The 10,468-nt window shown below is 33.9% G+C and carries 11 protein-coding genes and 4 pseudogenes; 2 read left to right on the top strand and 13 right to left on the bottom strand.

Translation table 11 applies throughout. The features are described 5' to 3' along the window. From FTU34_RS16840 to FTU34_RS16795, 10 genes and pseudogenes are all read right to left on the bottom strand, one after another. Window positions 1-141 (bottom strand): annotated as a pseudogene (locus FTU34_RS16840) (IS5/IS1182 family transposase); the annotation flags it as partial. Window positions 142-290: 149 nt separating this feature from the next. Next, window positions 291-674 carry a hypothetical protein gene (locus FTU34_RS16835; protein ID WP_373685878.1) on the bottom strand — a complete coding sequence of 128 codons (384 nt, stop codon included), beginning with the start codon at window positions 672-674 and terminating at the stop codon, window positions 291-293. 40 nt (window positions 675-714) lie between these two features. Beyond that, window positions 715-1,146, bottom strand: coding sequence for a hypothetical protein (locus FTU34_RS16830; RefSeq protein WP_180036255.1), 432 nt, complete (start codon window positions 1,144-1,146; stop codon window positions 715-717). Window positions 1,147-1,148: 2 nt separating this feature from the next. Continuing rightward, a complete protein-coding gene (locus FTU34_RS16825) occupies window positions 1,149-2,045 on the bottom strand; it encodes an RHS repeat-associated core domain-containing protein (RefSeq protein WP_373685879.1) in 897 nt (298 codons plus the stop codon). After that, window positions 2,025-2,102, bottom strand: a pseudogene (locus FTU34_RS18160) (RHS domain-containing protein); the annotation flags it as partial. The pseudogene FTU34_RS18160 and the gene FTU34_RS16825, both read right to left, overlap by 21 nt. Window positions 2,103-2,238: 136 nt before the next feature. Further along, window positions 2,239-2,496 carry a hypothetical protein gene (locus tag FTU34_RS16820; RefSeq protein WP_180036256.1) on the bottom strand — a complete coding sequence of 86 codons (258 nt, stop codon included), beginning with the start codon at window positions 2,494-2,496 and terminating at the stop codon, window positions 2,239-2,241. 90 nt (window positions 2,497-2,586) lie between these two features. Then, window positions 2,587-2,919, bottom strand: a complete 333-nt coding sequence (locus FTU34_RS16815; protein WP_180036257.1) for a hypothetical protein — start codon at window positions 2,917-2,919, stop codon at window positions 2,587-2,589. A gap of 369 nt (window positions 2,920-3,288) precedes the next feature. After that, window positions 3,289-4,411, bottom strand: a pseudogene (locus FTU34_RS16805) (RHS repeat domain-containing protein); the annotation flags it as partial. A 60-nt stretch (window positions 4,412-4,471) separates the two neighbouring features. Then, a complete protein-coding gene (locus FTU34_RS16800) occupies window positions 4,472-5,296 on the bottom strand; it encodes a tetratricopeptide repeat protein (RefSeq protein WP_180036259.1) in 825 nt (274 codons plus the stop codon). Window positions 5,297-5,396: 100 nt separating this feature from the next. Continuing rightward, window positions 5,397-6,344 carry an IS5 family transposase gene (locus FTU34_RS16795; protein WP_180036260.1) on the bottom strand — a complete coding sequence of 316 codons (948 nt, stop codon included), beginning with the start codon at window positions 6,342-6,344 and terminating at the stop codon, window positions 5,397-5,399. A gap of 12 nt (window positions 6,345-6,356) precedes the next feature. Here FTU34_RS16795 and FTU34_RS16790 point away from each other — a divergent pair, with 12 nt between their 5' ends. Next, a complete protein-coding gene (locus tag FTU34_RS16790; protein ID WP_306669724.1) occupies window positions 6,357-6,947 on the top strand; it encodes an SUMF1/EgtB/PvdO family nonheme iron enzyme in 591 nt (196 codons plus the stop codon). Window positions 6,948-7,414: 467 nt separating this feature from the next. Here the strand turns inward: FTU34_RS16790 and FTU34_RS16785 are convergent, their stop codons facing one another. Both FTU34_RS16785 and FTU34_RS16780 read right to left on the bottom strand, forming a co-directional pair. After that, window positions 7,415-7,858: a hypothetical protein gene (locus tag FTU34_RS16785; RefSeq protein WP_180036303.1), complete on the bottom strand. Its 444-nt coding sequence runs from the start codon at window positions 7,856-7,858 to the stop codon at window positions 7,415-7,417. Between the two features lie 53 nt (window positions 7,859-7,911). After that, the gene (locus FTU34_RS16780) at window positions 7,912-8,367 is read right to left on the bottom strand and encodes a hypothetical protein (RefSeq protein WP_180112663.1); all 456 of its coding nucleotides are present in this window, start codon (window positions 8,365-8,367) and stop codon (window positions 7,912-7,914) included. A 223-nt stretch (window positions 8,368-8,590) separates the two neighbouring features. Here FTU34_RS16780 and FTU34_RS16775 point away from each other — a divergent pair. Further along, window positions 8,591-9,537, top strand: a pseudogene (locus FTU34_RS16775) (IS5 family transposase). 229 nt (window positions 9,538-9,766) lie between these two features. Here the strand turns inward: FTU34_RS16775 and FTU34_RS16770 are convergent. After that, window positions 9,767-10,141, bottom strand: a complete 375-nt coding sequence (locus FTU34_RS16770; RefSeq protein ID WP_180036308.1) for a hypothetical protein — start codon at window positions 10,139-10,141, stop codon at window positions 9,767-9,769. Window positions 10,142-10,468: the final 327 nt, after the last annotated feature.

The following is a 10,468-nucleotide window of genomic DNA, read 5'->3' as shown; positions in this document are numbered from 1 at the left end:
TCGCCCTTGTTTGCCTTTTGATGGAGCATACCATTGCGTAGCAGGATCAAACCAAATGGCAATATTTCCGCGACTCATGAGTGCTCGGTTATATGCGGGCCAATTGGTTGTGCGATAGATTTTGTGTATAGGCTTCTTCATTTGAAAATTATATCGCTGAAAAAGCCTTTACAGATAGGTTTGTGCAACAAAGCCCTTCAAATGGATACTTATCTGAAGGTTGTTCATATATTTGATTAGAACAACCCATTTATATTAATGAAAAAAATATAAATATAATTTTCCAAAAATCATTCACACAAATCCTCACCCCATTTATTATAACTATAAGATATAGCATCAGAATTATAATAAGTTATATTTAGTTTACCCCCTTGATAGTCATAAACACCAATTGCAGTAGGACTAACAATATTAATACTATTATTAGCTCCTAAACAGTATGTATCTACCCCTTGTCCATGCCCCTTTAATACCCAACCATCTTTTTCCAATTGATTAATTACTTTTTTCAATTTATTAGGATCTTTTTCAAATCTAAAAGAAGAAATTTGAACTTCTGCTTTACTTAATGAGTTCACAATTTCAATATTATCGCCTAATAAAGCTTTCATTTTTACTTCAAATGGATACTTATCTGAAGGTTGTTCATATATTTGATTAGAACAACCCATTTGTATTAATGAAAAAAATATAAATATAAATTTCCACAAATCATTCACACATATCATCTCCCCATTTATCATTGGAATATAAAACAGCATTCACAGAGTAATCTGTTCGTTTTAATTTTCCACCTTTAAAATCATAAAGTCCACCAGAAGTTGGTATAACAACATTAATTCTATTATTTCTCCCTAAGCAATAAGTATCAACGCCCTGCCCTTTTCCTTTCAATACCCATCCATCTTTTTCTAATAAACTTACTATACTTTCAATTTTATTATTATTCTTAGGTAATTCAAAATATGAAATTTGTACCTCAGCCTTTTTCAATGAATTTATAATTTCTATTTGATTACCGAGTAATTCTTTCATTTTATTTTCAAATGGATATTTATCTGAAGGTGGTTCATAAACACTACTACTACATCCGACTAATAGTAAAATAGTAACAATTCCAAAACTCAATTTATTTAATTTCATATTTAGTCCTTAATCGTTCCCGTAATAGTTCTGCCTTGCGCCTCAACACCATATCCAAAATTAAAATCTGCACCAGGTGTACCTATACCAACCTCGAAACCTTTCATAGTCTTTGAGGTAAAATATGCTTTTATCTTATCACTTACAGAACCAGAGTCTGTATCAATAGGGAGTACAACACCCACTCGCACTCCCCAAATCCCTCCACTAGCACTTCCAGCTAATCCACTTAAGAATCTATCAGTACTATTAACATCTGTATCATCAACAGGTTTATTAAAAATATAACCCGCCATACAACTTGCTGAAAATTTACCTTTTAACTTGGAAAGATCAGAAGCACCTAATTTTCGGCTACCATCAATTATCGAAATCGCGTTACGACCAATTGCTTTCGCTCCTTTTGCATCTGGCGTCGAAGCAGCGCCTACTTGAAAGACTTTACCATTATGTAAGTTCGTGATTTCTGCATACGCCAAAGGCCCCACGCCACCCGAACAATAAACATAGTCAAACAAAGGAGCAGCTTGAAGCCTACACGTTTCACCTGTTTTTAACCAACAGTCATAATTGCGATAGGCTTCATACTCTAAATTGGATGCAGCTTGCGGACTTAAACCTATGAATTGTCCACCATAAGTCGGATATAGACCAAGTGCATCCACCCATAAAGTAGGGTTCAATACGTAGGCATGATGGTTTAAACCTGCATATAAATCGATTGGGTCTTTAGTTATATATCTCGCACTATGTGGTTCATAATAACGATAGCGGTTATAGTGCAATCCTGTTTCCTGATCATAATATTGCCCTTGAAAACGTAAATTATTTTGTTCAAATGGATTATCTTGATTTACTGCTTTAATTTCTAATGCCGTTCCCCATGTGTCTTGCTTAATTTCCCATATACATTCACCTAACTCATTTGTTAAAGTCTGCGGTGTTCCAATTTGGTCACAGTGATAAAAGGAATCAGCTAAAGTTTAGCTCTATTTTTACAAGTAACTGTAGATCAAATTTATGTCTTTTGTGCAGTTAATCGGTTCCTTTATGCTTTTAAAACCGTCACACCAAGCGTTTATGTTATTAGTATTATTTTTTAGTGAACCAAGTAAAAAACATAAAAAATAGCCCTCCTATTATTCCTATACCAATGCAAGTAATGAAATATAATATTATCAAATATGTTTCCATAACTTTATCATTAATAACATCAATCAACATCCCCAAGAGGAAAGCTGATATACCTAAAACTATTCCCTTTATAAAACCTACTAGATAAGGATAATTTTCAGATTCATAATTGGATATAAAAAATGATAAAATTACTTCAACTAGAATTGTTAACATTTTATTTATCCTGCTTCTTATCATCAGAGGTGCTACTATTAATTGCTCTAGATGATGTTTGTTGTAATGCAAATTGATTTGCCCAAATTACTAATCCACCAGTATTTTTCCAGCAATGGCTGTAGGCACACCCGTTGTACCAACAAATGGAACTTTAGCTGTTTGTGCCATCGCCTCCCCCCAAGCTCCAAAAGCAGCTCCCGTACCTACGGCAACTAAAGATCTAGATCCATCCCATTGTAAACATTTACATTTATACATATCTTTTGCTTGTAAACTACTATCCACCAGTACACTACCACCAGTTGTTTTTACCACAGCCTGTCCCACTGGCGTTGCCGATATATTTTTCGCATTTTGTAAAACCGCTTTCGATAAACTCGGTATACTTTTTATTCCTTCTCGACCTACTTTTAAAACCACTGGTGCTGCCTCTTTTCCACCTACAATAGCATAAGGGGCATAACCCGCTCGGCTACTGCTCCTAGGTTATTTATTTCTCATAGCACCTTGAGCCTTTAAATCCTGAGCGAGTTGCGGATCTTTAGCCAAAGGTGACATAGTATTTGGAAGTAATTTTGCTAATACTCCACCGTTACTGCTAACTCTACTATTATTGATTACAGGAAAATCATTCCTTTGACTTTCTGTAGAACTTACAGCAGGCATCTTTGCTCTTAAAATCCTCCCTCTTTCTCCATCACTTTGTATTAATTCTAGTTGAGTTTTATTATTTGATTTTTTTCTAGATTGCTGCACCATATTCTTAATTTGATTGTTGCCTTCCTCGCTGGCAGAATCAGTTAACCAAAATAATCCATTATCTTTCCCACCCATCAACCCCATCGGATCTACCCACTGATTCGGATCACTTACCTAACTACTGTTATTTTCTCCCCCAAACAAGCCTATTGGATCCTTACTCAAATACCTTGCACTATATGGCTCATAATAACGATAACGGTTATAGTGCAATCCTGTTTCACTATCGTAATATTGTCCTTGGAATCGGATATTGGTTTGTTCAAGTGAGTTTTCACTCGCTTTGATCTCTAAATAAATGCCCCATGTATCCTGTTTGATTTCCCAAACGCACTCACCTAACTCATTACTGAGTGTTTGTGGTGTACCCACTTAATCACAATGATAAAACATAACGCGTTCTAACTCTGCTTTATTCTTTCTCGTTTCTACTTTCCATACAGGGTCTTTATAGATGGAATAAGGTTCTGTTTGGAACCTTGAGTAGTCTGGTGTTTCAATTAATTTAATAAATCCTGTATAACCCGTTTGCAGCAGCGGTACAAAACTCTGCGGTTCATAGACATAATGCTTAGTGTAGTTTTCTTCAACGTCATTAGATTGCTGTGACTCCCAAATCATCAGGTCTCCGTCCCAGCCGAATAAGGTCAGGGTTTGCGCATTTTGATTTTTCTTGTATAAACGCCTTCCAAATACATCATAACCATATTCAGTCGCCTGACCATTAAGCTCACTTTGGATCAAACGGTTCAGGTTATCCCACGTCAGTTTTAATGTTTTACCTGCATGGCTGCTTTCAATCACATTGCCTTGCGCTATGCACACTTTGACTCTGTATCAAACGGCCAACCGCATCATATTGATAATTCAGCTTGCATAAATGGCTGTCGTCCACCTGCGTGAGTAGATAATTTTGATCATAATGATACTGCCGTTCCGCCTGATGCTGTACTCGCCCTAGAGTCTCTTGCTCTGGCTGAATCAACTGCGAACTGAGTAAGCCTACATCATTATAATTCTTGACTTGAATTAAACCATTTGCCAGTATCTGCGCCGTTTCACGGTGTAAATCATCACGATGGAATGCCATCATATCTTGTTGATTAAAAGTAATTCCATAGCTATGTCTTGAACTAATAATAAGGTTGGTTTTGATTTTTCAACGGGAAGAATAAGGATACTTAAGCCATCCTAACTCCTCCCATTCATAATTTTAATATTTTTCTAGTTCTGAATAGTAATTACTTTTATTCAGATCTCGATACTTATGATCACCTTTGTAAAAATCGGCTATAATTTCATATTTTCTCGGATCATCTATAAGAAGAATTATAAGATCAATATATTTTTTTGCCAAATCTATATCGTAAAATTCTGAATCTTCATATTTTGAATATAAATTTACACATCCATCATAATACTCTAATAAATAACCATATTTCTTTAATTTTTCAAAATCATTCTTAGCTTCATAAAAATTACCTTCACGTAAATTAATTTCTCCCAACCCATAATAACCATTCATAAACCCCAAGCTCACAGCCTTTTTAAAGTTAAATCTAGCAGTTGATAAACTCACAAAACCATCTTCAAATAAATATATTTCCCCTAGATTAATATAAGAACTCAAATATCCAGCTTCAATTGATAAATTGAAATATTTTATTGCCAGTTCAACATCTTTTTCGTCTTCATTATAATTATAAAAATAACCAAGCCGATAAAAAGCCTCGGGATTCCCAGCCAAAGATGCATCCTCAAAATACGATTTTGACAACTTATAATATCCATTTGAATATAATATTGCTCCCACTCCAACTTTTTCATCTACATTAAACTTATGTAAATAACTAGAAATCAAATAAAAAGCCTCTTTGGTTTTTTTTGCATGAAATAAATCATTTATTTCATATACAATTGATTCATTTTTTTTAAAATTATACATTCTAGCCTCCTCATCCAAGATATTATTTTCACCTTTAGCACCAGAAAATAATGGAATAATTAAAATAATAAAAATCAACTTAAATAAATTCATATCAATTAACCTTTCATTTGTTTTTTTTTCTTTTCTTCATCTTTCATCGGCTTTGTTGCACAAAGATGTAAAAATTAAGATTGCCCATATCTACTCAAATTTAAGGCATAACTTGGGTATGTGGTTGACCTAACTCGGTAAATTTATTTAACACGGCTATACGTGCATGGATCTCATTGACTTGGCTATTAAAGTTCCTTGCACTGAGTTTATCGCCTAATAATTTGATGCAGTGCATCTTGGTTTCCACCAAACTTCGGCGATGATAGCCTGACCATTTTTTCCATAGTGTCCTGCCTGAGAAGCACTGCTTCGCAAGATTAACAGTACGAAGTAATTCATTTCGCGCTAGCGAGCTGATCTTTGTATCTTTCCATGGTTTCGCATTTTTTCTAGGTGGAATCACCGCATGCGCTTGCCGATCTGCAATGACCTGACGACATTGTTTGGTGTCATAAGCACCATCTGTATAAACAGAGTCAATCTGCTCATCTAAGGAAATTTGATCGAGTAAATCACCAAGTACCTGTGAATCACTTACATTGTTAGTTGTAAGCTGAACTGCACGTATTTGGAGAGTTTTAGCATCTATACCAATATGTAATTTACGCCATTGACGACGATATTCAGGCTGATGTTTCTTCCTTTTCCATTCACCTTCACCTAAAAACTTTAGACCAGTAGAGTCTACGAGTAGATGGAGACCACCACTACTTTTTTGATAACTAATCGCAATATCAATATGTTTTTGTCTTCTGTAAAGCGTACTGTAATCTGGTGTGGTCCAATTTAATCCACAAAGTTTAATCAGACTTTGCACAAAGCCAGTGACCATACGTAAAGATAGACGGAATAAGGATTTAATCATTAAGCAGCATTGAATAGCAGTATCGGAGTAAGTTTGATTTCGTCCATGTTTGTCTTGTGATTGTGCATACCACTGGGTCTTAGTGTCAAACCAAATTGAAATATTTCCTCGATTTATTAATGCTCGATTATAAGAAGACCAATTGGTGGTACGATAAATTTTAGGTGCAGGCTTGTTCATTTGGAAATTATATTGTGGAATAAGCCCTTAACGATAGGTTTGTGCAACAAAGCCGATTATTGTCAATGGTTAGGTAAGCAAGTCGGCATTCCTATGAATTTACCTACTGAAGCCCAATGGGAGTATGCTGCTCGAAATAAAGGACAATATATAATTTCCACCACAGATAATGGGAAGTATGAAGTGGGTCGTAATGTTTGGAGTGATGAGCAAAGAGATCAAGTCAGTAAAAGTTTAAATTTTAGTGCTATTGTTCCTTTGCTAGGTCATTTCCCAACAACACCCTTAGGGTTCTACGATATGGCAACTGATAACCATGAATGGATGTCTAATTGGTTTGACCCACAGTATTACAAAAATTCACCTGAACTCAATCCACAGGGGCCAAAGTCTGGATTATTAAAATCCGTAAGGAGTACACATCAAGAAGGAGCAGCACAAAGTTTAGCATTAGGAGGTGCAGCAACCACTATTTATAGAAGAGGAAAGGAACCAAATCCTCAATACGAAAAAGGTGATGACAGTATAGATTATATTAACATTAATAACAGCACATCCGTGCGCTGTGCTTCAAACTCACCGAAACCTTTTCCTAAGCCATAAGTTTAGATTTTCGAATGTTGGATGGCTTATGCCATCCAAGTTTGATTAACATCTTCGTGACTTATACATATCCAAATCTAACTCTTCGATTGGTTTTGGTGCTTGTACTAAAAAACTTTCAGGTTTTTCTAAGCCTTCAGCTATTTGTATTTGTCTAAACTCAGGCGAGTCAATACAATGCTTATGACTTTAATGCAGGCTTGGGTGGTAGTCCGATTCAGCAGTTGTCTTGATTTATATTAAAAAAGCCATGAGGGGCTTTTTATTTCATTCTTTATCAAATTTGTAATTAAGACCACTAAAAAAATAAAATCTTTTCAATGTAAATTCCCAGAATATTAATACCATCAAGATTATGGCATATATCGAAAGATTTGACTTAATACCAGACATCATTTCACCAGCATAAAATTCAAATGGTGAATTAATGACTATAAAATACGGTCCAATAAAAAGCATATATGAAACTATAGCCATTTGTGAAAAAAGACTACCCCCCAAACTTTTCCATTTTTTTCTTCAAAATCAGCAGAATAACCATCTAAATTACCATCCACAACAAAATTATCATTTTTATATTTTTTCTGCATTTTTTTTATCTTACTTAAACTTAATAATGTATCCAGTATAAAAAACAAGAACATATATTTTAAAATGGCTACCCAACCATTATTTAAAGTTAAATATACAGCACCTAGCATTAACAATGAAATCATAAAAATAATTAAATATAGAAAAATAAAATATTTATTATTGTAATTTAAATGACCAAAAAACCAAAAAACACAAATAGTTAAAATGCCTAGAAAAAGAATCCAAAAATAACCATAATAAAGATAAGACCAAAATGGCAACAGAAGGAATGCTACGGTTGCTAAAAGGGATTTATTAATTAATTCAAATTTTTTCATTACAATCTTAATTCAAAATAAAACCAAAATTATACCTTTCAAAAAAAACATAATTAAATATCACATATCTTTTTATTAAATGGAATTGTAATCAATTCCTTGTTTTTTAAATTAACATATTTATACTCATACACAATATCCAAATTAGATAAGATAGCAATTGATTCACAAATTTCATCTATCTTTGGCTTAGAATAATAATATTTCCTCATATCAGCCGCCTGATAATCACTAATACTTTCAAATGAAACCATGTAAATATAGGTTAATTTATTATCAGAAAATTTAAAATCCACCCATCTAGTATAATTATCTACATTCACAGGTAGTTTATTCTTCTGTTCACCAACATACTCTCTTACTAACTTTAACTCATTTTGTACCTCTTTTCGATCAACATCAACACCGTTCACAACCTTATTTTCAACACACGCGCTAAATTGAAGACCAATAAGAATAAGCATTATTACTTTATTCACAACATTTAAACCTTTTGAATTTTTTCCCAAACACACCATCTTTAATAAAACCTAATAAACACCAATTCAAAATATAATATGCCCCAGATATAGAAAATAAAAAACAATTCCTTTTAACAACCCATTAAGTGTAAAATATATCCTCAAACTTAATCATGCAATCAACTCCCTTAAATTTCTTAATTTTTTATGTTACTATGGCTTTGTTGCACAAACCTATCGTTAAGGGCTTATTCCACAATATAATTTCCAAATGAACAAGCCTGCACCTAAAATTTATCGTACCACCAATTGGTCTTCTTATAATCGAGCATTAATAAATCGAGGAAATATTTCAATTTGGTTTGACACTAAGACTCAATGGTATGCTCCATCAAAAGGCAAACAAGGGCGAAATCAAACCTACTCCGACGCAGCTATCCAATGCTGCTTAATGATTAAATCCTTATTCCGTCTATCTTTACGTATGGTCACTGGCTTTGTGCAAAGTCTGATTAAACTTTGTGGATTAAATTGGACCGCACCAGATTACAGTACGCTTTGCAGAAGACAAAAACATATTGATATTGCGATTAATTATCAAAAAAGCAGTGGTGGGCTTAACTTGCTGGTAGACTCTACCGGTCTAAAGTTTTTAGGTGAAGGTGAATGGAAAAGGAAGAAACATGGACCTGAATATCGTCGCCAATGGCGTAAACTTCATATTGGTATAGATGCTGAAACCCTTCAAATACGCGCCATTCAACTCACTACAAATAATGTGAGTGATTCACAAGTGCTTGGTGATTTACTCGATCAGATTCCACAAGATGAGCAGATTGACTCTGTTTATACCGATGGAGCTTATGACACCAAGCAATGCCGTCAGGTCATTGCAGATCGGCAAGCGCATGCGGTATTCCACCTAGAAAAAATGCGAAACCATGGAAAGATACAAAGATCAGCTCGCTAGCGCGAAATGAATTACTTCGTACTGTTAATCTTGCGAAGCAGTGCTTCTCAGGCAGGACATTATGGAAAAAATGGTCCGGCTATCATTGCCGAAGTTTGGTCGAAACTAAGATGCATTGCATCAAATTATTGGGGGATAAACTCAGTGCAAGAAAATTTGATAACCAAGTCAATGAAATTCATACACGTGTAGCAGTCCTCAACAGATTTACGGAATTAGGTCGACCACTTACCCAAGTTACGCCTTAAATTTGGCTTAATTAGGGGCGCTTTACCTTTCAAATCTTTGTGCAATAAATCCTATGCACCATCATAATTATTATTCTTTAAAAGCTCACAATATTTAGAAAATTTTTTATATTTTTTAAATATACCTATAGATAGAATTTAACGTAGACACTCCAAATTCAAATCTAAGAAATAAAAAAACGATAAAAAAAATCCATTTATACTGCAATTAACCCCAAAATATAATTAATCAAAAAAACAAGTATGTAAGAGAAATTAAAAACAATAAGACACTCGAAACAAAAATAATAAAGTTAGATTTTATAAAACTGTAATTTTTTTCTAAGAAAAAAATTATCTCGCCTTTATTAAAACCCTCTAGCAAAAGACTATCCTCAACCAATGGAAGTGATTGATTTTTTTTATACTTTAAATTATATTGAACAAATAAAGCATAAAAAAAGGCCTGAATTTCAAATAATTCATAAATATCATATTCATTATTTTTCGGAGGGAAAATTTTCTCAATAAAACAATTCTTTTTAATAAATTTTAAAAAATTTATATAACTAAATATAAAAAACAATACAAACGTTAAAAAAATACCAAGATATATAAAATTCATTTACACAACCCCATTCCTTTATATAAAGCTTTATCGACTAGAAGAGATCCACCTACTGCTCCTCCCATGCCTAAAACTGTCATTAATACCTGCCCCGCTCTAGCATATGGATTTATGCTAACGGCCATATAAAGGACTCTACCTGTAAATGTCCCAGCAGCTCCACCAACAAGTGCGGCTTCAACTTTAGCAGTTTCTACAGGCTTTGTTGCACAAACCTATCTGTAAAGGCTTTTTCAGCGATATAATTTTCAAATGAAGAAGCCTACACACAAAATCTATCGCACAACCAATTGGCCCGCATATAACCGAGCACTCATGAGTCGC

Origin of the sequence: Acinetobacter sp. YH12094, assembly GCF_013419295.1 — a bacterium.
Taxonomy (GTDB): Bacteria; Pseudomonadota; Gammaproteobacteria; order Pseudomonadales; family Moraxellaceae; genus Acinetobacter; species Acinetobacter amyesii.
Note: the sequence above shows the minus strand (reverse complement) of the source record. Positions and strands in the feature narration are given on the sequence as shown.

Bases quoted from the DNA above. Each gene is read 5' to 3' on its own strand.
- FTU34_RS16830 (WP_180036255.1), bottom strand. From the start codon at position 1,146: ATGAAATTAAATAAATTGAGTTTTGGAATTGTTACTATTTTACTATTA.
- FTU34_RS16795 (WP_180036260.1), bottom strand. From the start codon at position 6,344: ATGAACAAGCCTGCACCTAAAATTTATCGTACCACCAATTGGTCTTCT.
- FTU34_RS16770 (WP_180036308.1), bottom strand. From the start codon at position 10,141: ATGAATTTTATATATCTTGGTATTTTTTTAACGTTTGTATTGTTTTTT.
- FTU34_RS16800 (WP_180036259.1), bottom strand. From the start codon at position 5,296: ATGAATTTATTTAAGTTGATTTTTATTATTTTAATTATTCCATTATTT.
- FTU34_RS16835 (WP_373685878.1), bottom strand. From the start codon at position 674: ATGGGTTGTTCTAATCAAATATATGAACAACCTTCAGATAAGTATCCA.
- FTU34_RS16785 (WP_180036303.1), bottom strand. From the start codon at position 7,858: ATGAAAAAATTTGAATTAATTAATAAATCCCTTTTAGCAACCGTAGCA.
- FTU34_RS16820 (WP_180036256.1), bottom strand. From the start codon at position 2,496: ATGTTAACAATTCTAGTTGAAGTAATTTTATCATTTTTTATATCCAAT.